The following is a 26,033-nucleotide window of genomic DNA, read 5'->3' on the forward strand; positions in this document are numbered from 1 at the left end:
GACGACTATGAGATTTCTTCTTATTCCTTTTTTACTGCTGTTGTGTTGTGGGGGTGTGTTTTCCCAAGGTATTCAAAAGGTTTTAGACGATATGGCTGTGTATAGCGGTAATAATCCGCAGGAGAAGTTATATCTGCACCTTGATAAATACGCGTATACGGCCGGAGAGACTGTCTGGTTTAAGGCGTATGCAACGATAGGGATACAGAATCTATTTTCTAATCATAGTGGTATAGCTTATGTGGAGCTAATTGATGGAGCAAAGAAGGTGGTCAATTCCATGACGATACCTATGGTTATGGGGCTTGGTATGGGAGATTTTAAGCTTACAGACACTATTACTGAAGGCTCTTATCGCTTGCGGGCCTATACCAATTGGATGCGGAATGCGGATGAAAAATTCTTCTATGACCGCACGATTCAGGTGGCCAACGGTCGATCCGATAATATCATAACTACGACCTCTGTGCGTAGCGGGGAGAAAAATAATATTTACGAGATTCAGCTAAAGAGTTTGACAGGGGTTCCTTTGGCAAAGAACCCGGTTCGATATGAAGTGATATCAGATGGTAAATCTGTCGAACGAAAGCGGGGTAGTACCGATGAAAACGGAAATTTGACGGTCGAGTTAAGCAAGAAATATAGCAATGCCCATATCAAATTACGCTTTGATAATTTCGAGAAAATCCCTGTAAATAAGTTGTTAAAGATGCTGCCTCCGGAGGTGAAGAATGATGTGCAATTATTTCCAGAAGGAGGAAAGTTGCTGGAAAATAAAATTAACAACATAGCGGTTAAAGCGGTGAATCCGAAAGGGCTTGGGATTAAAACCAAAGTGATTTTCAAAGTAGGGGCAGATACGGCTGGTGTTGCGGAGACAAATGATCTTGGAATGGGGGTGACTTATCTTTTTGTTCAGCCCAATAGTGTATTCGATGTGCAGGCCGAATTTGAAGATGGTTCTAAGATGGAGTTGGTTATGCCGGAGGTCTATAAGACGGGCTACTCGATCGCAGTCAATAGTCAACATGAAAATAAGGTTTTTGCACAACTCAATCTCTCGGAGGATTTGGTGAGCCAGAAGGATGTTTATTTTGTGGTACACTACTTGGGGGAAGTGGTTTTTGTGTCTAAGCAGAAACTGAGTAAAGACGAGCTTGTGTTTTCGGTAGACAAAAAGGTTTTGCCATCAGGCGTGTTGACCATCAGTATATTGAATGATCAATTTTTGCCAATTGTAGAGCGGCCAATTTTTAATTATAATGATAAAGATGTTTTGCCGGTTGTCTTGCGTTTGAATAAGACGAGCTTTGCTACTCGGGATAAGGTGCAGGTTGACATGCAAATCGGAGCGGAGATGGATTCTATTCGTTTCGGCGCATTTTCAGCTGCCGTTGTCGATTTAACAAAAATTAAGGACAATCCTATGCTGGCGCCCAATATATTGTCGTCGTTGTTGTTGAGTGCGGATTTGAAAGGGTATATTGAAAATCCCGGATACTACTTTGATGGTACGGAGGGCAGGGTTCGAGAGGTCGATATGCTGATGCTGACGCAGGGATGGCGAAATATCGACTGGGGCGTATTAGGGGAAGATGTAAAGCCGAAGTTTGAGGTTGAAAAATCACAGCGGATAAGTGGGTATACTAAAAAATTAGGACGTACCAAGCCAGAACCGCATGCCAAAGTACAATTGATCTCTACCAAAAATTATATGGACTTCGTGGATACGACATCGAATGAGGATGGGTATTTTGTCTTCGATAACCTTTTATTCCCGGATAGTATTAAGTTTCTTATTTCAGCTAGAGACCAGAATAAAGGAAAGAACAATATAGATATTGTAATTAATACCCTTGAAAAGCCTGCTGTTGGGGACAATAGGAACTGGGCGGATGAACGTTGGGATGTGAATGCGGCTTATGTGGATCAAATTAATCTCTCCAAGCAGTTTTTTGCGGAATTGGAAAGTCGTGGCTTGATGGAGAAAGCTATCGCCATCGAGGAAGTGGTGGTGCGTGCAACGAAGAAAAAGAAGGTAGCAGAGAATTCGAGTAATCTTAATGGACCTGGAAATGCCGATCAGATAATTACAAGCGAGGAGCTCGAAACTTGTCCTACATTGGATATGTGTCTGTCGGGCCGTCTGCTGGGGGTGGTATTTAACGGAGGGATTCCTTATAACACGAGAGGAAATGTGCCGATGCAGGTCGTTTTGGATGGGATGTACATCGAAGCGGATCAATTGTCTATGATTAATGTGAGTGACGTGGAAAGTGTAGAGGTGCTTCGAAACGCGAATTATACCTCAATATATGGAATGAATGGGGGTAATGGGTTGATTATTATTACTTCAAAAACAGGTGCTTCGGCTATGCGTAGCTATGTTCCTAAAGGTATTCTGACGGTACAGCCTCAGGGATTGCATGTTAATAGGACATTTTATAAACCGGTTTATGATGCTGCGGATGGCGTACAGTTGAGTCGCGACCTTCGTACGACTATACATTGGGAACCAAGTCTTGTTGCGGATAAAGAAGGAAAGGCTTCGTTCAACTTTTTTACGTCGGATGGGAAAGGGAAATACCTTATGGTAATTGAAGGGCTTGATCTTACGGGTAGGATCTTGCGTAAGGTTATGGAATTGGAAGTGAAATAATTATTTTTTTATCTTGTCATATTCAATTAGCAGAAAAACTATGGATTATATACGTACAAAAAAGGAAGATCATATCTTACATGTTTTACTGGATCGTGGTAAATCAAATGCGATGGATCTGAAGTTGGTCAATGAGTTGATAGATGTGTTGGAAGAGGCTGAGCAAGATCCATCTGTAGAGGGGTTAGTATTATCCGGTAAGGAGGGGTTCTTCTCTTCGGGGTTAGACTTGATTACTCTTTTTGCTTACAATGAGGAAGAAATGCGTGAGTTTTGGGGTCGATTTATGGCTCTTCTTCAGCGGTTTGTCTCTTTTTCTAAACCAACTGTAGCAGCAATTACGGGGCACAGTCCAGCTGGTGGTTGTGTGATGGCGCTGTGCTGCGATTATCGGTTAATGGCGCAGGGTGATTATATTGTTGGGCTGAATGAAGTACCGGTGGGTATAGTTGTTCCTGAATCTATATTTACCCTTTACAGTTTTTGGTTAGGACGAGGTTCTGCTTATCGTAATTTATTGGAGGGGCGGTTGTTCAAGCCAGAGGAAGCCCAAGCTGCGGGGTTGGTAGACGAGGTTGTTTCCTTTGACCGTATTCAGACAGCGGCCATTAGGCTGTTAAAGATGGTAATGCAGTTTGAGAAAAATGCATGGCGTACGACTAAACTAAATTTGAGAGCTGAGCTTATCCGGGCTATGGAGCAGGATCAGAATGCGGCGGTGGAGCAGGTGTTGGAGCAGTGGTGGAAGCCGAGTACACGGGAGATTCTTAAAACAATTATTCACAATCTGACGCAGAAGAAATCGTAAGTGAATCTGTAATTAAATAAAGATATTATGGTACAAGGAGCTTTAAAAGAGGATGCCTTAAAAGGGAAGACCATTTTGGTAACCGGAGGGGGGACAGGTCTTGGCAAGGCGATGGCGACTTACTTCTCCGAACTGGGGGCCAATGTGATTATCTCAAGTCGTAAAATTGAGGTGCTAGAGGCTACTGCACTTGAGATTAATAGTAAGACTGGAAATCCGGTTGTAGCCTTGGGTTGCGATATTCGGAATATTGATGAGGTGGGGCTGCTGCTGCAAAAGAGTATAGATCGATTTGGGAAGGTCGACGTGTTGGTTAATAATGCTGCTGGTAATTTCATATCACTTACAGAGCGACTTTCTGCTAATGCTTTTTCTACGATTATTGATATTGTATTAAAGGGTACAGCAAACTGTACGTTGACCTTTGGAAAACATTGGATCAAAACTAAGCAGGCAGCGAACGTGTTGAATATTGTGACTACCTATGCTTATACCGGATCGGGGTATGTGGTGCCTTCGGCTGTTGCAAAAGGTGGAGTGTTGACAATGACCCGCTCGTTGGCGGTTGAGTGGGGGAAGTATGGTATCCGCCATAATGCCATAGCGCCGGGGCCTTTTCCAACGAAAGGCGCTTGGGATAGGCTGCTGCCGGGGGATCTAGCTGCCAAATTTGATTTTAAAAATAGAGTTCCATTAAGAAAGAGTAGGAGATCACCAAGAATTAGCTAATTTGGCCGCATTTTTGGTGTCGGACTTTGCGGGATTTATCAATGGGGAAGTGGTTACCATAGATGGAGGAGAATGGTTGCAGGGTGCTGGGCAGATGAATGGAATGGAAGCCATTCCTGAGGAGATGTGGGACGTTATCGAAAGTACAATAAAGAAAAATAATAGATAGTATCATGTATAGAGTTTTAGGGGTTGTGATTTTGCTGTCGGCATTACTGACATCGTGTGGACAGCCTAATTCAAAAGAGCGTACAACAAAGGATAGTGTTGAAATCGTGACACCAGTTACCGTTGAAGAGAAAAATGATCTTGCAGAGCTAGTAACTAGGTTTGTACGAGCCTATGCCAGTAAGGATAACAATAAGGTTAATCGGCTTGTTCATCCTGAACTAGGAATTACAGTGATTTATCGTCCCGGAGCGTCTGATACTTTTGTTAAGCTGGATAGTATTGATTTTACGAAGCCTATGCCCGATTATTTTCCTTATTCAGAATTGAATAATGATTATATGCTGACCTTTGAGAAATTGCCGGAATTTGACTGCGGTACCGAGAAGTGGAACAAGCTTGGTTTTTTCTGTGATACGACGTCACATCCCAATCAATTGTCTAATATTGTAGCTTTTGAGAAGGAGTTTGATGAAGCGAAGTTTTCAGAAGAAGAACTGGATAAATTAGAAGTGGCCGAAGCCGAGAGCTTTCGCGTGATCGTGACCACTGCTACTCCCTTGGTGTTTCACGTGCGACGCTATAAAGGGGTGTGGTACGTGACGACTTTGGATCGTGCATATGCAGGCTGTGATGCCTAAAACCGTGTTTTGGAGCGAATTGATAGAATAGAAATTTAGAAAATAGGATATAATGAATTTTGATAAAGAAACGCAAGGACGTATTAATGCCTGGATTTCGTCGGAGTATGATGAAGAAACCATAGGGAAGGTCCAGAAATTGATTGACAATAATGAAGAAACTGAGTTGATCGATTCGTTTTATAAAGAGTTGGAGTTTGGTACAGGAGGGCTGCGTGGTATAATGGGGGTGGGCTCTAACCGGATAAATAAATATACCATAGGTAAGGCAACGCAAGGGTTGGCAAATTATCTTAAGAAACAGTTTCCGAGTCAGCAGATTAAGGTCGCTGTATCATACGATAGTCGAAATAACTCCCAGTCTTTAGGACACTTGGTAGCAGATGTTTTCTCTGCTAATGATATTCATGTCTTCCTGTTTGATGAGTTGCGTCCGACACCGATGTTATCTTATGCCGTTCGCCACTATGCCTGTCAAGGCGGCGTGATGTTGACCGCTTCGCACAATCCGAAGGAATATAATGGTTATAAAGCGTATTGGAATGATGGGGGGCAGCTTGTGGCGCCTCATGATAAGAATGTGATCACTGAGGTGAACGCTATACAGTCGGTTTCTGAAATCAAGTTTGAGAGGAATAACGCGAATGTAACATTGGTAACATCGGATTTTGATGCGCTTTACATTGCGGCAAATACCCGACTGAGTATACATCCAGAAGCTGTGCGTAACAATAGGGACTTAAAAATCGTGTACTCGCCGATTCATGGTACGGGTATCACGGTTGTACCGGCGATGTTGAATGCTTGGGGTTTTGAAAATGTGTCTGTGGTAGAGGAGCAAAAGGATCCTGATGGCAATTTCCCAACGGTAGTCTATCCTAATCCGGAGGAAGAGGATGCGATGTCTATGGCGATGCGAAAAGGAGAAGAGTTGGATGCGGATGTCGTCATGGCGACAGATCCGGATGCGGATCGAGTGGGCGTTGCCGTAAAAAATGCGGATGGACAGTTCCAGTTGTTGAATGGGAATCAAATCGGAAGCCTGTTAGCGTATTATGTGCTATCATCGAAAAAGGATAAGAAAGAGCTTAAAGCCAATGATTATGTGGTTAAGACCATCGTGACGACAAATCTGATAAGTGATATCAGTACTAGTTTCGGTGTCAAATGCTATGAAACATTGACCGGGTTTAAGTTTATCGGTGAGAAGATGACCGAGCTTTTAGGGCAAGAAAATTATCTGGTTGGTGGAGAAGAGAGTTATGGCTTTTTGGTTGGCGACCTAGTGCGTGATAAGGATGCGGTCAATTCCTGTGCATTTATCGCGGAAATGACGGCCTATTTCAAAGAACAAGGTAAGACCTTATTTGACGTGCTATTGGAGCTATATGTCAAATATGGCTTTTATCAAGAGAAGCTTATTTCATTGACGAAGAAAGGTAAAGCTGGTGCCGAAGAGATTCAAAAAATGATGGTGAGCCTTCGTCAGAATGCTCCGAGGTCGTTGGGTGGTGTGGCAGTAAGAGAGATACGGGATTATGAGCACCTACAGGCAGAAGATATTCCGACAGGTCGAATGGATAAAATAGATCTGCCGAAATCCGATGTGTTGCAGTTTATTACTGTGGATGGAGATGTTATCTCTGCTAGACCTTCAGGTACAGAACCAAAGATTAAGTTTTATTGTTCGGTTAGGGAGAGTCTATTGGATAGGTCTTCCTTTAAGAATGTCGCAGAACGCCTTGAGGAGAAAGTGGAACGTATTATGGCAGATATCGTAAAAGGGTAATATGGATAAGTGGAGGTTGTTAGATTCTCGGTATATTATTCAACGGCCTTGGGCCACTCTTCGGGTAGATAAATTGGAGTTGCCCAATGGGACAGTGAAGGACGAATATTATGTTTTGGAATATCCTACCTGGGTGAATATGATTGGTCTGACGGCGCATGGAACATTGCTGTTTGTGAAGCAATATAGGCATGGAGCACATGAAATACTGGTTGAATTGCCAGCAGGAGTAGTGGAGGAAGGAGAAGATCCTGTGGATGCGGCAAAACGAGAGATGTTAGAGGAGACGGGGTATGCATTTGACCGTATTGAATATGTGTGTGAATTGTACGCCAACCCTGCGACAAGTGGGAATTTGACTTATACTTATCTCTTGCAGGGGGGTAAAAAGGTGCAGGAGCAGGAATTGGATGATTCCGAAGATATTGAAGTGATAGAGATGTCTATTGATGAAGCGAAAGACTTTCTCTTTTCGAATAAAATAGGGCAGGCGTTGCATAGTGCCGCCCTATTCTACACATTAAGAAAATTAAACCTTCTGTAAGGGAGGTGTTTTAGGCACGGTAGGACTTATTCAGCGGTTTTTATGCGGACATAGGAACTGTTTTCCGAATAATTTGTTGTATTTTTTTAACTTTGCCAAATGGCAAGAGAGATATTCGAAACAAAGCGAAAGGCGTTAAAAATAAATCTAGATGCAGCAATCTACGGCACTTTTGCAGAGATTGGCGCTGGACAGGAAGTAGCTCGTAATTTTTTTGAGGCGGGAGCGGCTTCTGGTACAATCGCAAAAACCATGTCTGCATATGATATGGCTTTTAGTGATGCGATTTATGGTGTAGAAGAGTCGGGGAGGTATGTGAGTCGCGCGCGTCTTACGAAAATGTTGTCGCATGAGTTCAATTTGTTGACCGAACGTCTGCATATGGAAAAATATGACAACAAGCGTTTCTTTGCTTTTGCGGATACCGTAACAACACTGAATTTTACAAAGACAAACGATCCACATGGTTGGTTGGGAATTCGGTTTCAAAGCGAAGTGGACGGACCTACCAATGATATTATTATTCACGTACGTTTGTTGGATAGTGACAACCGTCTGCAATCGAAAGTGCTGGGTATACTGGGGGTTAACCTTGTGTTTGCTGCCTACTACTATTCACACGATCCTCAGGTCATGATCGAGTCGCTGGTAGACAATCTTTCTGTCGGTTCGGTGGAGATTGACCTGGTCAAGGTGAGCGGTCCTGTCTTTGAAAGTGCCAATGAGCGCCTTTTAAACTTATACCTTATTGCCAAAGGTTTTGCGAATGCGGCTATCTTCAGACCGGATGGTCGAGCTGCGCAAATCAAAGATTTCCTATACAAAAAGGATATTATTGTATTAAGGACAAAGTATCGGCAAAAGTCATTGCCCAACTTTGATCTGTTTAACCTCGCTGTCGAGCAATTTAAAAAGAATACCCTGGCCGATCCAGAAAACACTGTAGTACTGATCGAGGTGTTGATGGGGAATGTGCTTGACGAAGATCTTGATTTGACCAGCGAAGATTTGCAGTATTTTGCACAGCGTGCAGAAGAGCTCTGTTCCACAGGAAACAACATTATGGTTTCTAATTTCAGACGGAATAACCATCTCGCAGAGTTTGTAAAGACATTTAAGCCTCGTAATGTCGGTATCGCTACCAACGTTTCGAACTTGCGTAATATCTTTAACTCGGACAATTATAATAAAGAAAATTATACCAACGAACTGCTTTCGTATATATCTGGAATGTTTAGTAAGAACGTGAAGCTCTATGCCTATCCTTATCTCAACAAGAAAGAGAATAAGATTATAACGACAAAAAATCTTAAGGTATCTGATGAAGCAAAACCCTTGTACGATTTCCTGATCCAGAACCACTATATCATCGATATTGAAAATTACGATGAGAAGTATGTGAAAACAGTGTAATTGTCAAATATTCGCTATAATTTAGGTTTGGCATTTGCCTTTTTGTAAAAAGGTGTAACTTGTCTGTTCGAAAGATAACATTTTCTAGTAAATGAAGGCAACCTATATCGATTACAAAGACACGAACAGCTTTTCGAAGACACTGCTGGCGTATTTAGCCGGTGAAGATAATCTAGCGTCATTCTATGGCAATAAGCCGGATATGGCCGGGTTTGCGGCACAGATTCGTTTAAAGGAATCCTTTGCTCATAGAAAGGTATTGGTGGAGTCACTGCGGTCTTCGTATTCCGGATTGTTGGAAGATGCTATCGAGGTGGAGCAAAATATTAAACAGCTTGCCGAAAAGAATACCTACACGGTCACGACCGGACACCAGTTAAACATTTTTACGGGGCCGCTGTATTTTATTTTTAAAATTGCGACAGCGATCCGTCTCGCGAAAGATTTAAAAGAAAAATTTCCTGGAAATAATTTTGTGCCTGTGTATTGGATGGCTACAGAGGACCATGATTTTGAAGAGATCAATAATACGCGGGTCTATGGCAAAAAGATCGTATGGGATGTTCCTAAGATTTCGGGTACAGGGCGTATGGATACCAGTTCCATGGGGGAGGTCGTGCGACAGTATTGTGGGATGTTGGGGCTTTCTGAAAATTCAACGCGATTGACCGCTATTGTCGAAGAGGCTTATTTGAAGGGGAGAAACCTAGCTGATGCGACCCGTGTATTGGTGCATGAGCTTTTTAAGTCTTATGGCCTTGTTATTGTAGATGCCGATAGAAGAGTGTTGAAAAAGCTGTATGCGCCTATTATTGAGGATGATATTCTGCACGAGAAAAGTTTTGCCGCAATTTCCAAAACCTCTGCGCTGCTCGAAGAAGAGGGATATACCGCCCAGGTGTATGCTAGACCGTGTAACTTTTTCTATTTGACCGACGAGTTTAGGGAGCGGATTGAGAAGAATGCAGATGGTAATTATGAAGTCTTACATCAAGGGGTGGTCTTTACGCCTGAAGAGTTAAAGCTTGAAATCGACCAATATCCTGAACGATTCAGCCCTAACGTGGTAATGAGACCTTTGTATCAAGAGGTGATATTGCCCAATCTCGCTTACATAGGTGGTGGAGCAGAGATTGTGTACTGGCTTCAGCTTAAGGCAAATTTCGATCAATACAACATTCCTTTTCCTATCCTAATACCTCGTAATTCGGCATTGATAACCGAGGATAATATCGTAGGTAAAATATATAGGCTGGACCTAACCTTTAAAAGTGTCTTTAAGTCTACTGTAGCGTTACAGAACGAGTATGTCAGGAGGCATACCACACATCGTCTACATCTCAAGGACGAATGGATGGAACTGAATGCCATTTTTGGAAAGATAAAACTACGTACGCATAAGATAGACCCGAGCCTGGGTCCTAGTACCGAAGCTGTCAAGGCGCGACTTAAGAAAGCAATTAATAGCTTGGAGAAGAAGCTTCTGAAGGCAGATAAGCGTAATCATCAGGACGCGGTGTTGCAGATCGAACGGATCAAGGAGAAGCTTTTTCCGGGCGGTGGACTGCAAGAGCGAACAGAGAATTTTGCGGTACTATATGTCAAATATGGGGATGACCTTATTGAGGACTTGGTGAAGCATTTTGATCCCCTAGCCTTTAAGTTTACGATTTTGTATTAGTAGTAAAGTATACAGACCGATAATATAGTATGTTGTGTTAAATCTCGCTATGTGAAAGGTTTTGGTTGTTTACTTATTTTATTGATACGAAATCGCTCTTTTATTTGCTTTTTGAATAAAAATTTGCGCAATCGATTGATGTTATTATAAAAGTTTCTGCTTGTAGGACTCCTCCAAAAAAGTCTTATAAAATACGTATCTTTGCACATCGAAAAACAAACCATTTATGAGGAATAAATAAATTGTTTGTCAAAGAGTTAATTACATATAGTCCTTGCAATTGTAAAGCAAATGAGTAACGTATATTACCAAGAAAAATTCCAAGACCGTCACAATGGTCCTCGTGCCGCACAAGTAGAAGAAATGTTGGGTTTCTTAGGTGTGGGTTCGCTAGATGAGTTGATTGAACAAACCGTTCCAGCTCAAATCCGTGCAAAAAAAGCATTAAATCTTCCAGCCGCTTTAGGTGAGGTGGCCTACTTGGAAAAAGTAGCGCAGATTGCTGAAAAGAACAAGGTATTCAAATCGTACATTGGTCAAGGGTACTTTGATGTAATCCTTCCGGGAGTGATCCAGCGTAATGTTTTCGAAAATCCAGGATGGTACACGCAGTATACGCCTTATCAAGCAGAGATTGCACAAGGACGTTTACAGGCATTGCTTAACTTCCAGACTGTTGTTTGCGACTTTACAGGATTAGAAATCGCGAATGCATCTTTATTGGATGAGGCTACGGCTGCCGCAGAAGGTATGTTTATGTTGTACAGTGCGCGTAAGAACAAAGATGCGCATGCGTTTTTGGTTTCACCAAATGTATACCCACAAACGCTGGATGTATTACAGACGCGAGCAGTGCCATTTGGTGTAGAGATCCGTGTCGCTGATATCAATGAAGCAAATCTTTCCGATGATGTGTTTGCTGCATTTATCCAATACCCTGCGGCAGATGGAACAGTTGCAGATTATAAGAACTTTACAGCGGCAGCTCATGCTAAGAATATTACAGTCTGTGTCGCTGCAGATTTAATGTCTCTGGCGTTATTGACGCCTCCAGGCGAATGGGGAGCTGATGTTGTTGTGGGTAACTCGCAACGCTTCGGTGTACCGATGGGCTTCGGTGGACCGCATGCTGCTTTCTTTGCAACGAAAGATGCCTATAAGCGCAATATTCCTGGCCGTATCATTGGTGTCACTTCTGATTCAAACGGTGAATATGCACTTCGTATGGCTTTGCAAACACGTGAACAACATATCCGTCGTGACAAAGCATCTTCTAATATCTGTACAGCACAGGCGTTGTTGGCTATTATGGCTTCGTTCTATGCGGTATATCATGGGCCACAAGGAATTAAAAATATAGCATCACGTATCAATGATTTAGCGAAGCTGGCCGATAAAGCCATTCAATCATTGGGCTATGAGCAGTTGAACTCAACATATTTTGATACTTTACGTTTTAACGTGGGTAAAGAAGTGGACGGATTGAAGTCAGAGGCATTAAACCACGAGCTCAACTTCTATTACAACGAAGGTATTGTTGGTATCTCGATCGATGAGACAACTACATTCGCTGATATTCAGACTATCGTTAAGGTATTTGCAAAAGTAAAAGGAAAACATCAGAGTGATGTGGATTTGGAAAGTTTAGTCGATTCGTTAACAAGTTCTATTCCTTCGGAGTTGGAGCGTGTGTCGAGTTATTTGACGCATCCGATCTTCAACACGTATCACTCGGAGCACGAAATGCTACGTTATATTAAGTCGTTGGAGGCTAAAGATCTTTCCTTGTGTCATTCGATGATCCCACTAGGGTCATGTACCATGAAATTGAATGCTACTACGGAGATGGTACCAGTTACTTGGGCACGTTTTGGAGGTCTTCATCCATTCGCTCCTGCGGATCAGACTTCAGGGTATATGCAGTTGGTTAGTGAATTGAACGATTGGTTGAGTGAGATTACAGGCTTTGCCAAAATGTCGTTCCAGCCGAACTCGGGTGCTCAGGGTGAGTATGCTGGTCTAATGGTGATCGATGCTTATCAAAAAAGTAGAGGCGAGGGACACCGTAATATCTGTTTGATTCCAGCTTCGGCACATGGTACTAATCCGGCTTCGGCTTCGATGGCAGGGTTGAAAGTGGTCGTGGTTAAGACAGATGAAAAAGGAAATATTGATGTAGCTGATTTAAAAGCGAAAGCGGAAGAGCATGCTGCTAACCTAAACTCCTTGATGGTGACTTATCCATCTACACATGGTGTATTTGAAGAGACTATTATCGAAATCTGTAATATCATTCATGAGAATGGTGGTCAGGTATATATGGATGGTGCTAATATGAATGCGCAAGTTGGTCTTACAAGTCCAGGCTTGATCGGGGCTGATGTGTGTCACTTAAATTTACATAAGACATTCTGTATTCCTCACGGTGGTGGTGGTCCAGGTATGGGGCCTATTGGTGTGGCTGCACACTTGGTGCCGTTCTTGCCCAACCATAAGGTCGTAGAGGTATCGGGAGCAGAAGGTATATCGGCGGTTTCAGCCGCTCCTTTCGGTTCGGCTTCTATTCTTTTGATCTCTCATGGTTACATCGCAATGATGGGAAGTGAGGGGTTGACTACAGCTACGAAGACTGCCATCTTGAATGCAAACTATATCAAAGCACGTTTAGAAGGTCATTATCCAGTTTTATATGCTGGAGCAAATGGACGTTGTGCACACGAGATGATCTTAGATTGCCGTGGATTCAAAAATGTGGGTATTGAAGTTGCAGATATTGCAAAACGCTTGATGGATTACGGTTTCCATGCACCTACAGTATCCTTCCCGGTAGCAGGTACATTGATGGTGGAACCTACGGAATCGGAGTCTAAACCTGAGTTGGATCGTTTCTGTGATGCTTTGATTGCTATTCGTCAGGAGATTGCAGCAGTAGAGGCTGGAGAAGTTGGCCAAACAGATAACGTTTTGAAGAATGCGCCACATACTGCGGCTGTTGTTATCGATGACGAATGGAATAGATCTTATTCTCGTCAGGTGGCGGCTTATCCACTTCCTTATCTAAAAGTAAATAAATTCTGGCCTTCTGTAGGTCGCGTGAATGATTCGCAAGGAGATAGAACGCTTATCTGTTCTTGTCCTTCGATCGAAGAATATGCAGAAGCATAGTAATAGATTCTGTAGATATTTTAAAGGCTGCACCATTTTGGTGCAGCTTTTTTTGTTTAGCAAGAGTAAGGAGCATGTACTACTATAGCTGTCAACGAAAATTATCGTAAGGTCTCGTCTAAAAAGACCAGCAATTGGGCAAAATACATTTTGTTTGAGCGCTCTGATTAAAAAAAGAATGATTTTTGGGGCTAATTAGATTTTTACATTAAGCTTCTTTATTTGATTGCTAAATCGTTATATTAGTGGTTTAGTAAAAGTACACCGATGATAATATTACTTATTTCTCCCTCTAAAACCTAACTATTCGATGAAAAATTTAAAGATATCTGTGGCAAAAATGTGGTCCCAAAGTGTTTTGTGCGTATTATTTGCAGGTATTCTCTTTAGAGGATTTGAAAGTAGGTTTGACTCGAAATGCAAACACTTCTTTGGTGTCAATATTTATCAACCGAATATCTTGAGCAAAACCACCACTAGCAAATCCTAGTCTTTGGATAAAGTTGCCGTAGATAATCGCTTGACCATTTGCCACAGCGTCCTTGCTTCCTACATCACTAAGGTGTTTGATAGTTTGTGCGTTTGTAAGCGTTGAAGCAAATAGCAATAAGATTAGAGTTATATGTTTCATTTTTAAACGAGATTAATATTCAATCGCTGATGGAGGCATAAAATCCTTAGGGCTACAATTTAATAGAATCGCTACTTTATTTAATTGGTCATAGGTATACATACTAGAGGATGTTTCTGTCTCAATTTGGCCAATGTAACCAGGACTTACACCTAAGCATGCAGCAATTGCCCGTTGGCTTACTTTATTAGTGTCTGATTTTCTTAAAGCTCTCACCAATTTTACAATTTCCCATTCAAACTTTGTCTTGGGATTTTTATTTTTCTCTGTCATTTTTATCTTAAAATTTGCTTAGACATAACTAAGTTTGTATATTTGCTTAGCTATAACTAAGTGTAGTTGTCGCGATGTTTAATTGTTATGTCTAAAAATTAGACTTAGAGTTAACTTTAGATATTAAGTGTTTTATACACTTGAAATATTGACGAGTCTCCAACTTTCCACTTGGTACCTGGGAAGGAGGCGGTAAGGTTAGCTCATTTCCTACGAATATTATATCTTTGTTATAATAGCGTGGGGATGAGCCTTGCTGAGTAGCCGCTTCCAGGTACCAAATTCTGACACAAGCATTAGCTCTGTGTAAAAGAGTGGCGAAACGCAAGGTCTCATCCTTTACGTTATGTAAGTAGAGTCTCGTTCATCATAAACTTTATAAATTATGAGAACGAAAATCAGAACCAACAAAAGCCATGTGGCACCGATATCCTATCGGTCGTCATGGTATTCCCAATTTTTACACATAAAGAACGTCCCGTCATCGCCGGAATAAAATTTAGCAAGGCATTACAGACAGAAAAAGGGCTCGGACTAAACCTATAAGAGGTCAAAGCCAATAAATGCTCTATCCTGTCTGTAAACCGGCCATACCAAATGAGAAAAATCTTCATAGGTTGAATGATTCGGTTTGTTATTTTTTACTGTTAGCACCTTAAAATTAGCAATCTTTTTCAACGCCTACAAGTTGACTTTCAATAAATGGCCGGTTTTTATTCTTAATACCGTGAATGAATGATTAAAAACCAATTATATCCTGTAGATAAGCAGATAGTTCATTCGGGAATACAATTTTATTAATAGCAATGGTTTTTACTGTTGCACAGTATTCTTAAAACCCGTTTTGCGGCTCTTTAAGGCCATTGTAAAACAAATAATTCCTTAAAAAATGAAGAATTTTAATAGGGGCGGGAGAGGACTGCCCTTTGGGCAGAGCCGTGCCCAGTCACCAATACCCTGTCATTACGATCGAAATGTAATGGAGAGAAGTAATCTTGAAAGATTGCTTCGTCTCAGCCTACTGGCTGATCCTCGCAATGACGAGTGGACTGCGGATCGTAGTGACGTATCGCGCGGATGGAGATTGCCATCTGCTTATAGCCTAAAGCTTATAGCTTTAACCATATTCTGTGTGTTGTTTAGTTGGTCTTTGGTAACTCCTGCTTTCGGGCAGGAGGCCAAAGGGCTAACTAAAATCGTGCTTCGTGGTGAGGTACGCTCGGCTGCCGATGGGCAGGCTATCGAAGGGGCTTCGGTCTCCGTGGACAAGAAGCCCACATGGACAGATAAGCAGGGGAGGTTTACGATCAGCGTAGACAAGCCTACAGGAGTACTAACTATAAAACATATCGGATACAAGGAGCAACGCGTTGCCTATGAGAATATCGCTACACTATTAAATATCGCCCTACAGGCCAGTGAAAAACAGATCGAAGAGGTCGAAGTCGTATCTACCGGATACCAGAAGATACCGAAAGAAAGAGCTACAGGGAGCTTTGAGTTTGTGGACTCTGCCTTGTTTAACAGGAAGGTGTCTACGGATTTTTTAAGCCGATTAGAAGATGTGGTGCCGGGGCTGGCTACTATAAAATATAGGCCCAACAATAGGGGAGACCTTCTCAATGTGAATATCAGAGGGCAGAGTACATTGATGTCCGAAGTATGGCCATTGGTCGTAATAGACGGAATCCCTTATGAAAACAGGTTCGGAGATCTCGGCTATGGTACTTTTAATAATATTAATCCGAATGATATTGAGAATGTGACTGTGCTAAAAGACGCTGCCGCGGCATCCATATGGGGAGCCCGTGCCGGTAATGGTGTGATTGTGATTACAACAAAGCGAGCAAAGTTTAATGAGAGAGCCAATCTATCGGTAAATAGCAACATCAGCATAAAACAAAAACCTGATCTCTATTACATGCCACAGATGCGTACTACGGATTACATAGATTTGATACAGGAACTCTTTAACGCAGGAAGATTCGATTGGGACCTAGATGACTGGGCGAGTAATCCCGAGCCTATTATCAAGATGATGGACCAGGAGCGCAAACAGATTATTACAAAAGGGGAGCTCGATGCACAGCTCGATCAGTTAAGAGGTCTCGACATACGGGATGATTTTTTAAAGTATATCTATCGCGAAAATGTAAATCAGCAATATAGTCTTCGGCTGAATGCAGGTGGGGATAGGGTGAATACATCTATAGGGATCGGCTTTGACAAAAACCTAGAAGAGTTGGTCACTTCGAAGTATAACAGGTGGAACCTGCAGTCCAATACACAGATTAAAGCTACGGACCGCCTTCTGCTTAATCTTGGTATTACATATACGGAATCAAAGAAAGTCGCTAGTTTTCGCCCTGTAGCCTATAATGGTTTGGCAAATGGTATTTCCAATTGGCCTTATATGCAGTTTGCCGATGCAGGGGGCAGGCCTATAACGGTTGATATGCCCGGATTTAGCCATGCATTTAGGGATACCGTGGCAGCTGGTCGTTTGATGAGCTGGGATTATATACCTCTCGAGGAGATTCATCAGACAAGGCAAACGCAGCTCAATAGGGATATGATGGCGAATTTTTCGGCGACTTACACTTTACCCTTTGGTCTAAGTGTCACTGGGATGTACGCCTATCAACGCAATCTTAATCCGATGGAAGATTGGTACGGAATAGCAAGCAATGTACAGCGCAACAGGTTGAACGATTTTGCCAATTGGAATGCCAAAGAGGTAATCTGGAATATACCTAAGGGGGATTATTACGGAGAGCGTATCTGGAACAGCAGTGTATATCAAAGCAGGCTGACATCTTCCTATGACAAGCAATGGGAAGACCATGAACTGAATGTATTTGCTGGTTTTGATATCCGCAGTATGCAAAAGGACTTTCGCACAGTTCAATATGAAGGATTTGACCCTGAAACTGGAGCTTTTCAATCTATCCAACATGGTAAAGTCGTACCTTATATCAATGGCCTGTTTGGCACAGCAACATTACCTGATAATAATTTCTACCAGGCATTATATAACCGTTTTGTGTCTTACTATGCCAATGGAGCATATACATACAGACGCCGATATATAGTAAGTGCAAGCGCCCGTAAAGATGCTTCCAATATATTCGGAGTAAAGACCAATGATAAAGGACAGCCCTTTTGGTCGGTTGGTGGAGCATGGATCCTCTCCAAGGAATCCTTTATCAACGAGAAGGTTTTTCCATTGTTGAAATTGAGGGCAACCTATGGATATAATGGCAATGTAAATACGGGAGTATCGGCTTATCCAATTATAAATCTTTCTTCACGACCCAATACGGTCCCTGGAGAGAACTATGCCGAAATGAGCACGCCACCAAATCCAAGGCTTAGATGGGAACGTGTCGGTAACCTGAACCTAGGGTTTGACTTTGCGCTAAAAAACAATACCGTGAGCGGTAGTATCGAATACTACCATAAGACACCGAAGGACTTGATTGCAGCAGGGCAGATAGATCCAACGACAGGTTTTCTATCCATGCGCGTTAATACGGCCAATTTGGATACCAAAGGCTGGGATGTATCGCTAAATGCAAAGCCGTTATCACATAGGAACTGGTCATGGAATTCCGACTTGGTTTTTTCTACTTCAAAAACTACGGTGACAAAGGCATTTCTGGCCAATAATATAGCGCGCAACAATGTGAGTAAACCTTCATCGGTACTGCAGACACCTATCGAGGGGATGAACCTCTTCAGTCTATTGACCTACGACTGGGCGGGGCTTGATCCGGAGGAGGGAACTCCTATGGGATATCTAAATGGAGAGGTTTCAAAAAACCATGCTGCCCTAACGGGCGCTAAAATCGAGACTTTGGTGAACCACGGTTCACAAATACCCGTATATTTCGGATCTTGGAGAAATAGTGTTAATTACAAATTCTTGGAACTCTCATGGAATATTTCCTATCAATTAGGACATAAATTCTTACGCCCTTCATTTATCAACTCCGAGTTTCTCGATCAGAAGGTTGGTCATACGGATTATCAATACCGATGGCAAAAGCCCGGTGATGAGATTAACACGGTTGTTCCCGCATTTACGTATCCAAATAATAATATGGGAAGCGATTTTTACCGCAGTTCGTCCGCATTGGTAGAAAATGGGGGAAACATCAAGCTGCGGGATATACAGATGAGCGTTCGTTTGCCGCAGACGGCGCGTTACGGTTTTAAGAATATGCGCGTGTATGCCTACTTGCAGAACCTGGGTACAATTTGGAAGGCCAACAGACATGGTATAGACCCGGAGTTTGGAAAATGGTACCCGGATCCGCTGATGACTTCCTTTGGACTTAATTTTAACCTTTAATGTATATCGATATGCGATTTTTACAGACACTTTATATACTTATCATGCTCGTGTTCAGTTCATGTGCCGAGTTTTTAGACAAGAAGCCTGATATTAAACTGGTGGTACCAAGGACACTGAAGGATGCCGATCTATTACTAAGCGATTACAGTACGATGAACTCAAACTATCCCGTATTCGGAGAGATTGGTACAGACGATTATTACCTAACTGCACAACGATGGGAAGGGGTATCCAATTATGAGCAACGTATGGCCTACGTCTGGGCAGATGAAACTTATACAGATGTTGTTCAATGGCAGCGTCCCTACAAGGTGGTATATGTGGCCAATCAGGTATTGGATATATTAGGTCAGTTGAATAACAAAAATCTGGAACAGGATTATAAACGTGTTTTAGGGGGAGCGCACTTTTATCGTGCTTTTGCATTCCATCAGTTAGCCGGCATATATTGCGGCGCTTATGATCCCGCCCGATCATCAAAAGAACTTGGTATCCCTTTACGGTTGACACCCGATGTAGATGCTAAATCAGTTAGGGCTTCTCTGGAGGAAACCTACAATCAAATCATCGCTGATTTAAAAATCGCTGTTGCCAACCTACCTAAGGAAGAACTTGTCAAAGGAAAACCTCATTTGCCTGCAGCGTATGCAGCCTTGGCCCGTGTTTATCTCGACAAAGGAGATTATGGCCAGGCCTATGCATACGCAGACTCCTGTCTAATGATAAGGCCAGAGCTGCTGGATTTTAACAACCTTTCACTATCCGCAAATTTTCCAATCGTGCGATTTAATCCAGAAGTATTGTTTCCTGCATTGGGGACAGCTGCACCACTTATGGCTGCTACCACAGCATTGATGGATACATTGTTGTATGACTCTTATGCGGATGGTGACCTGCGAAAGAAAGCTTTTTTCAAGCCGAATAATAATCCCGCAAATTCACAGTACTTCAAGGGTAGCTTTGATCAGAGTAACACGCTCTTCTTTGGTATCACGACCAGCGAGGTGTACCTGGTTAAAGCCGAGACAGCATGTCGAATAGGTAAACTACCTGAAGCACGCGACGCAATTAATAAGCTGCTCAAATCTAGGTGGGACAAAAACAAACTGTATGTGCCTGTATTGGAGTCTGATGGCGAAAAGTTACTGCGTTTTATATTGGACGAAAGGCGTAAAGAGCTTGTGTTTCGCGGTAGACGTTGGTCTGATCTGAAAAGGCTCAACCTAGAGCCCCGGTTTCAGAGGTCGCTCAAGCGCGTAGTAGGAGATAAAACTTATATCTTACCGCCTAATGATCCGCGTTACGCATATCGCCTATCGGAGACCGTGCTAGAACTCAGCGGCATTGAACAGAATAAAAGATAATAACATCAACAAATACTGACACAAAATGAATTATTTAAAGATATATACAACCTTGTTTTACTGCATAGTTTGCTTGGTTTCCTATGGGCAGAAAGGGGAATCCGTTGACTTCTCCAAAGCCCTGAATATTGGGGATACATTCATCCCCCCGGCATCGGTTGAGCTCATGCGCGGCAATGAAAGTCGGATCAACTGGAAGAGCCTGGAAGACAAGGTGGTGCTGTTGGATTTTTTTGCTACGTCATGTGGCACATGTATTCAGATCATGCCACATCTGCAGGAACTGGAAAAGGAACTTGGTGATGTTTTCAAGGTGTTGATAGTTACCTATCAGGACAAGCGTACTATGGTAGATTTTTTTAAGAAGAATAAGTATCTTAAAGAACATAAAGTCAATCTTCCTGTGATTTATAACGATGATTATCTGAAGGGGTTATTTCCTCACCATACAATTCCGCATTCGGTGCTTCTGTACAAAGGTAAGGTACAGGCTATCACCAGGGACGGGTTTGTCAATAAGGAGAATATTCTTAAGTTGCATAGTGACGGGCAGATTACATTGCCTTTGAAAGATGATTACGGAAAGGGAGATATGCTAGCAAAGTTGGACAGGGGCAATAGAGAATTAAAAGCGGGAGTAATATTCTCTGGCTACCAGGAGGGAGTTGATTACCAACCTTGGAAATTTGAAAAAGACAGTCTCACAGGATTACATAAAAGTTCATTGTATAATGCCGGCATGTATAGCGCCCTGTTAAGCTTATCGGCCAAAGCGGGATTATTAAATCCACGCTTTGTACCGAGGTTGGACCGGGTAGACTGGAAGGTCAAAGATTCTACTAGATATGATAATTTCAGTGCACCAAACGATGTCTGGTTGGTCGAGCATGCCGTTTCTTATGAACGTTACGATCAGAAAATACGGGCGGACTCTATACAGGCTCTTATCATTATGGATGATTTTGAGAGATTGTACGGTGTGAAAGTTGGAGTCGGGAGTAAACGAATGCCCTGTCTAGTTCTTAAATCGTGTCCTCCGATTGATGATACTACAAAAGATACAAAAAGTAAAATGACTTATATGGGGACTACCGTTTTAGCTAGTTTTCTGGATTATATCAATAAATTCCCTCCCGTGATTGATGAGGTTAACAAAGATGTGAAAATGCGTTTAGGAGCCTACGAAACTTTGGATGACCTGAATAAGCAATTGGCCACATATGGGATAAGAGGCGCGATTGAAGAAAGGCAAATTGAAGTTCTCGTAATTGAAGAAGTAGATTAGAAAAGCAGAAGGGTATGGCTCATCACCATACCCTTTATTATTTATTCAAATCGGCAATATCGCCGACCCCGGCTTAGCGTCGTTTTAGCAACACGTTGCTGGTGTTCGTTTGGTTCTGCAGGGCTTGTACCATTTCTAGTGCAATTGCAGTATCGAGTACAGGCTCAGCGTTCGTGTCTTCATCTGCCCGAATTGCGCAAAGCATTTGAGGCGTTCCTGGACAATCTGAAGGTGCAGATGAACCAAATACTGTGTAATCGCTTGGATTAGCAGGATCTGAACCTGTATAGTGAAACCATTTTAGTGCCATAATATTGAAATTACGTTACTTAAATTTATGAATTACTTCGTATCCACTGCCTGTTAACTTAAGATCTTACAGTCATCACCTATCATATTGCGTCCAATTTTTTTGATAAGCTTTGGGCCCTTTCTTTGCCTCTCCCGAGGGCTTTTTCTAAAGATGACGCCAGGACTCCTTATTGGTCATCTCGTTGATATCGTACCTCCTCACGGGTATACTGCGAATCTACGCCGTATCCGTTTGAATAGCGGCCGGTAGCAATAGCTTCGATTTCTACCATCTAGGTATAGCATAGGGTAGGTCTGCCCCCATAAGGGATGGCCTATAGCTGCGGAGTCTATCCGCAAGGCACTTTGTCTACCTGCTTTTGCGATACCCGATGGTTGATATGTAGCTGCTGCTGTCATGCTTTCTAATTCATCTATTTTGTTTATGCTAATTTCTGAAAGACTTTCTTCCTGGACATATATCATTGATATATAATTTATCGGCGCATGTAATAGTTTAATGCTTTATAATACTCCCGAAAGTTGCTGATATCCAAAGGATGAGTTATGATGGGCGTGTCCGGCTCGTAAAGGCAGAAATTGAAGCTGCAAAATCGGGTACGCTATTCGAAAAGGGAAGCTCTGACTACTTTCTGTCAGTTTGATTCGTAGATGATGAAGCTGCAGTTTAATTTAGATGTGCTGCTGATTGCTTCTGGTCTGCCGTGCATCTCTTTGTATTAATGCTTAGTTTGAATGCATTCATAGTATTTCCATTCACTCGCAGAGATGATCGTTTTCGGAAATGTCACTATCTTTTCGTTTCTACGGATTAAGTAAATGAATCGGCTGTTTATCTGTTTAGAGGGACCGCTGGTCGGTAAGAGTAGGCGGTTTAAGTTTTTTGAGTAGCTGCGTGAAGAACGCGTGGCGCGTCTGAACCTAAAAGGTATATAGCTGATCCATATGACTAAGCCCCAATGCTGTTCGGTTTATAGGTATGCGGATTTAAGTCTACAGCAGACTTATCCTGTTATGCGGCCGCTTGTTTTGGGGTGTCAATCAAACCTATAGGTTGCGTGGTATTCATCTATAGTCTGGTAGCTGTTCCAATGCAGTTAACGGCTCTTCGCTTATGTTCACGTATTTATTCATTCGGTGTTCCCATTTTTCCATTTGGTATTGCAGGTCTTTCATTCGCTTATAGGATCAATCTTCCTCTAAATGTGGTTCAAAGATTTCATTTCTTGGTCTGTTTAAGCCGTTCCGTGGCAAAACAGTTTAAGAGGAAGCTCAGCCTGTTTTGTTCGATGTCGTACCCAATTGGGTTAGTGGCAAACTTGTTTACGAAACGCTAATTCTCAAACCGATTAAATCCTGATTTTTATAAAATAGCTTTCGTCAAGTAGCGTAAAAAGGGGGGCTATATCCATCTTATTGCGTCACTTCTAAAGAACTTAGCGTTCACGAATCTATTGACAATAACGACAGCACCTGTGTCGAAGAATACCTCCGCTATAGAAAACTCTCCAAATAATTCCTGGTTCCAGGTGCTCTTCCCAAAAGCTAGATTCATTGAAGAAAGCAAGGTTCAACCAGCTGACCTATTTGCTACTAATGGGACTAAAGATAAGCGTGTTACTCATCTAGGATTTGCTACTTGTGCTAATCGTATCTTTCTTAAAGGTGAGGAGATAATCTTTACGAATATTGATCAATTCTCAGGCCATGTAAATCATTCTAGAAAGAAGTTTTAATAGATGTTATCTCATAGTTTAATCGGTTTTTTCCAGACCTGGTTTTGATATTCTAAAACACACCTTGTTAAGACAACCAATCATAAGTTCGTTTTTTTTAATCATTTTGTAGAGTAGGAGCTACATTGTTTTATGGTGTTTTACCTCAAAAATAGCAGCTCGTAAGGCTTGTAGTTGTAGGGCTACACAATAGCAGATTTTCCTTAATCATCCGTCATAAGGTCTTTATTATAAGTATACTTTTGCCAGCACAGTAATTAGTTCACTTAACAACGGACTTAATACCCAGATCACTTTTTTTCTAGATAAGGAAATTATGAATATTAAAAAGGTTGCACTTACCAGTGTTTTTTTCTCTCTAGCTCTTGTAGCCGGTGCGCAGCAAAAGCTATCTGATGGAGCCGATAATGGCTTGACCGTAAATCAGAATGCCATACTAGAATTGGCAAGTAAAAATAAAGGATTGCTACATACGCGTGTCACGTTGGAGGCAACAACAAGAGCCTATCCAATGAGTGCGCATGTTGTGGGTCTTATGGTGTATAATACCGAGACGCGTAATGATGTGGTTCCAGGTATTTATTACAATGACGGCAGTAAGTGGGTGCTGGCATCAGGTGGTAAGGCAACAAGTATCTCCTATAATCCAACAACCTTTGAGATTTCTTTTGTGGATGCCAGTGGCAATCCAGTGACAATCGATTTTAAGGAAGTTGTTAAGAAAAATGAAACGATTACGACTTTAGTATCATTGGGCGAAGGTAAATATGAATACAATTCGGAGAATGGTACGAAAACATTGATTAATGTGCCTGATGCTGTAATTCAGAACTTTGAGACTATTGTCAAAGACGAGAACGTGAAAAACGAGATCATCAACCTGATCAAAAATATCGGAGGGAATGTCTATTACGATGGTACTAAGTTTACTTATATAACACCGCAGGGTGAGGTCAAAGAGATCACGATCAAAGAAATCGTTCAGGCCAATGAGACGGAAACGACATTAACAAAAAATGCAAACGGTACTTATACTTACAAGAATGAAAAGGGAATTGAGGTAATCATCGATATCCCTGCTTCTGTAGTAGAGAACTTCGAGACTATTGTCAACAAAGGTCCTGTTACTATCAATGGTAATACTTTTGAAACTATCGAAGAGTATATTCAGCATATCGCTAGTAGCAGTGTTGCCGTTGGCGGTAGTGATTTTGTGACTGTTAGTGGCAAAGGTACGACAGCTGATCCTTATAAGGTTGAGATCAAGGGTGGTTCAGCGAGCACGATGTTGGTGACGAATGCAGCGGGCGAATTGCAGTGGGCTACTATCGAGAGCATTGTGAAAGGTAATGAGACAGTAACTACGCTTGTTGCTCTTGGCGAGGGGCAGTATGAGTATACTGCAGAAGATGGCACGAAAACAGTGATCAATGTACTTTCGGACGTTATCCAGAACTTCGAGACTATCGTCAAAGAAGAGAATGTAAAGAATGAAATCATCAACCTGATCAAGAATGTTGGCGGTAACGTATATTACGATGGCGACAAGTTTACTTATGTAACGACTACAGGGGAGACCAAAGAGATCACGATCAAAGAAATTGTTGCGGCTAATGAAAGCAAAACTGAAATCATTACAGTTGATAACAAACAATACTACATCTCAGAAGCTTATCTTTCCGCTCATGACGGCAAAGTACCTACTACAGTTGATGCGACGAACCTACCTGCGGGTGTCTATGCTATCGATGTTGTTGGTGGTGTGGTAAATAATTTCGAAGAGATTGTACAGAATGGTCCTATCGAAGTTGATGGCCGTACATTCAATACGGTAGAGGAATATATCACGTACCTGACAGAGTCTAAAGGTGGTTTTACAAAAATCGTTTACGATCAGACTACAGGCGATGTGATCTTCCAGGAGTGGGATGCTTCAACAAATACATGGGTAAATGTAGATAATAAGAAATTTGAAACGATCGTAAAGGCTAACGAAACGGTTACCGTTTTGGTTAGGAACGATAACGGTACCTATACTTATTACAATGAGAATCAGATCGGTGCAGACGGTAATCCTAAAACAGGTGAGAGCGGTGTGACGATCGATCCGAAAGAGGTTTCTGTAGCATTGAATACGACGACCAATAAATACGAGTTCAAGAACTCGGCAGGAGCTGTGATCGGTGAAATCGATGCCAATGCTGGAGCTATTGCATTTGACAACAGCACTAACGGTTTTACTTCCAGTAATGTACAGTCTGCTATCGAGGAACTCCAGACTAAGTTGGACGGTACCAGCGATAAGTTAGTTAACAATAATAATGGCACATATACGCATACGACTGTTGCTGGAGATGAGATCATCATCGATGCCAATACTACTACAGTCGCTGTTGATAAAGGGATCTATACGTTTACGAACGGTAAAGGTGAGATTATCACGAGCATCAATACGAATGCCACATCTATTGCATTTGA

The 26,033-nt window shown here is 42.0% G+C and carries 17 protein-coding genes and 1 pseudogene; 13 read left to right on the forward strand and 5 right to left on the reverse strand.

All coding sequences use genetic code 11. The features are described from left to right. Nucleotides 1-7 precede the first annotated feature (7 nt). From B5X76_RS16250 to gcvP, 9 genes and pseudogenes are all read left to right on the forward strand, one after another. Entirely contained in the window at nucleotides 8-2,659 is a 2,652-nt protein-coding gene (locus B5X76_RS16250) for a TonB-dependent receptor plug domain-containing protein (RefSeq protein WP_245801073.1), read from the forward strand. 40 nt (nucleotides 2,660-2,699) lie between these two features. Further along, nucleotides 2,700-3,467 carry an enoyl-CoA hydratase/isomerase family protein gene (locus tag B5X76_RS16255; protein WP_079644714.1) on the forward strand — a complete coding sequence of 256 codons (768 nt, stop codon included), beginning with the start codon at nucleotides 2,700-2,702 and terminating at the stop codon, nucleotides 3,465-3,467. A 27-nt stretch (nucleotides 3,468-3,494) separates the two neighbouring features. Beyond that, nucleotides 3,495-4,365: pseudogene (locus B5X76_RS16260) on the forward strand (SDR family oxidoreductase). A 4-nt stretch (nucleotides 4,366-4,369) separates the two neighbouring features. Then, the gene (locus tag B5X76_RS16265) at nucleotides 4,370-5,005 is read left to right on the forward strand and encodes a hypothetical protein (RefSeq protein ID WP_079644715.1); all 636 of its coding nucleotides are present in this window, start codon (nucleotides 4,370-4,372) and stop codon (nucleotides 5,003-5,005) included. A 52-nt stretch (nucleotides 5,006-5,057) separates the two neighbouring features. Next, on the forward strand, nucleotides 5,058-6,794 hold the full coding sequence (locus B5X76_RS16270) for a phospho-sugar mutase (protein ID WP_079644717.1): 1,737 nt from the start codon (nucleotides 5,058-5,060) through the stop codon (nucleotides 6,792-6,794). Nucleotide 6,795: 1 nt separating this feature from the next. Continuing rightward, on the forward strand, nucleotides 6,796-7,338 hold the full coding sequence (locus B5X76_RS16275) for an NUDIX hydrolase (protein WP_079644719.1): 543 nt from the start codon (nucleotides 6,796-6,798) through the stop codon (nucleotides 7,336-7,338). 99 nt (nucleotides 7,339-7,437) lie between these two features. After that, entirely contained in the window at nucleotides 7,438-8,751 is a 1,314-nt protein-coding gene (locus tag B5X76_RS16280) for a nicotinamide mononucleotide adenylyltransferase (RefSeq protein WP_079644721.1), read from the forward strand. A 91-nt stretch (nucleotides 8,752-8,842) separates the two neighbouring features. Continuing rightward, nucleotides 8,843-10,432, forward strand: coding sequence for a bacillithiol biosynthesis cysteine-adding enzyme BshC (bshC, locus tag B5X76_RS16285; RefSeq protein WP_079644723.1), 1,590 nt, complete (start codon nucleotides 8,843-8,845; stop codon nucleotides 10,430-10,432). Between the two features lie 291 nt (nucleotides 10,433-10,723). Beyond that, entirely contained in the window at nucleotides 10,724-13,597 is a 2,874-nt protein-coding gene (gene gcvP, locus B5X76_RS16290; protein WP_079644724.1) for an aminomethyl-transferring glycine dehydrogenase, read from the forward strand. A 367-nt stretch (nucleotides 13,598-13,964) separates the two neighbouring features. Here the strand turns inward: gcvP and B5X76_RS16295 are convergent, their stop codons facing one another. Together B5X76_RS16295 and B5X76_RS16300 are read right to left on the reverse strand one after the other, a co-directional pair. Then, nucleotides 13,965-14,228 (reverse strand): hypothetical protein, encoded by a 264-nt coding sequence (locus tag B5X76_RS16295; RefSeq protein ID WP_079644726.1) that lies wholly within the window; start codon nucleotides 14,226-14,228, stop codon nucleotides 13,965-13,967. A gap of 12 nt (nucleotides 14,229-14,240) precedes the next feature. Next, complete coding sequence (locus tag B5X76_RS16300; protein ID WP_079644728.1) at nucleotides 14,241-14,501, reverse strand: helix-turn-helix domain-containing protein; 261 nt, start codon at nucleotides 14,499-14,501, stop codon at nucleotides 14,241-14,243. An 889-nt stretch (nucleotides 14,502-15,390) separates the two neighbouring features. Between B5X76_RS16300 and B5X76_RS16305 the strand changes: the two genes are divergently transcribed. Genes B5X76_RS16305 through B5X76_RS16315 form a run of 3 tightly spaced genes read left to right on the forward strand, consistent with a single transcriptional unit; the run spans nucleotide 15,391 to nucleotide 21,507 of the window. Further along, nucleotides 15,391-18,855: a SusC/RagA family TonB-linked outer membrane protein gene (locus tag B5X76_RS16305; protein WP_079644729.1), complete on the forward strand. Its 3,465-nt coding sequence runs from the start codon at nucleotides 15,391-15,393 to the stop codon at nucleotides 18,853-18,855. Between the two features lie 11 nt (nucleotides 18,856-18,866). Next, nucleotides 18,867-20,222 carry a RagB/SusD family nutrient uptake outer membrane protein gene (locus B5X76_RS16310; protein ID WP_176141109.1) on the forward strand — a complete coding sequence of 452 codons (1,356 nt, stop codon included), beginning with the start codon at nucleotides 18,867-18,869 and terminating at the stop codon, nucleotides 20,220-20,222. A gap of 25 nt (nucleotides 20,223-20,247) precedes the next feature. Further along, nucleotides 20,248-21,507, forward strand: a complete 1,260-nt coding sequence (locus B5X76_RS16315; RefSeq protein ID WP_079644733.1) for a TlpA family protein disulfide reductase — start codon at nucleotides 20,248-20,250, stop codon at nucleotides 21,505-21,507. Nucleotides 21,508-21,580: 73 nt separating this feature from the next. Here B5X76_RS16315 and B5X76_RS16320 read toward each other — a convergent pair whose 3' ends face one another. The 3 genes from B5X76_RS16320 to B5X76_RS22045 all read right to left on the reverse strand — a co-directional run bounded on the left by B5X76_RS16320 (nucleotide 21,581) and on the right by B5X76_RS22045 (nucleotide 23,374). Then, nucleotides 21,581-21,817 carry a hypothetical protein gene (locus B5X76_RS16320; RefSeq protein ID WP_079644734.1) on the reverse strand — a complete coding sequence of 79 codons (237 nt, stop codon included), beginning with the start codon at nucleotides 21,815-21,817 and terminating at the stop codon, nucleotides 21,581-21,583. Nucleotides 21,818-22,017: 200 nt separating this feature from the next. Then, nucleotides 22,018-22,284, reverse strand: coding sequence for a hypothetical protein (locus B5X76_RS16325; RefSeq protein ID WP_079644735.1), 267 nt, complete (start codon nucleotides 22,282-22,284; stop codon nucleotides 22,018-22,020). Between the two features lie 937 nt (nucleotides 22,285-23,221). Next, complete coding sequence (locus tag B5X76_RS22045) at nucleotides 23,222-23,374, reverse strand: hypothetical protein (RefSeq protein WP_176141110.1); 153 nt, start codon at nucleotides 23,372-23,374, stop codon at nucleotides 23,222-23,224. A gap of 497 nt (nucleotides 23,375-23,871) precedes the next feature. Between B5X76_RS22045 and B5X76_RS16335 the strand changes: the two genes are divergently transcribed. Beyond that, nucleotides 23,872-26,033: hypothetical protein (locus B5X76_RS16335; RefSeq protein WP_217699676.1), on the forward strand; the 2,162-nt coding region annotated here is incomplete at its 3' end.

The organism is Sphingobacterium nematocida, assembly GCF_900168125.1.
In the GTDB taxonomy this organism is placed as follows: domain Bacteria; phylum Bacteroidota; class Bacteroidia; order Sphingobacteriales; family Sphingobacteriaceae; genus Sphingobacterium; species Sphingobacterium nematocida.